We start from the raw sequence: 303 nt of genomic DNA on the forward strand, positions 1-303 counted from the left end.
ATCATGACCCGGCGCATGTCGTCGACCGAGACGTCCGAGAGCCTGATTCTGTTCTCGGCCTTGGCGCCGGCGGTGCTGCTCTTGCCCACACTGCCCTTCTCGCATGCGCTGCCGCAGGACCGCTGGCACTGGATCATTCTTTTGATGCTGGGCGTTTTCGGCGCCGGTGGCCACTATCTGCTGGTGCAGGCGTATCGCCTCGCCACCACGACGGCACTTGCGCCTTACCCCTATTCGCAAATGGTGTGGATGATCATTTCCGGCTGGGTGATCTTCCACCAGTTCCCGGATCGCTGGACGCTG

General features: G+C 62.0%; 1 protein-coding gene. It reads left to right on the top strand.

Going from position 1 to position 303, the window contains the following annotated elements; all coding sequences use genetic code 11:
* Positions 1-303, top strand: a 303-nt coding sequence (locus tag EN851_RS35360) for a DMT family transporter (protein WP_135931116.1), incomplete at both ends; no start/stop codon positions are given.

The organism is Mesorhizobium sp. M8A.F.Ca.ET.208.01.1.1 (assembly GCF_004791315.1).
Taxonomy (GTDB): domain Bacteria; phylum Pseudomonadota; class Alphaproteobacteria; order Rhizobiales; family Rhizobiaceae; genus Mesorhizobium.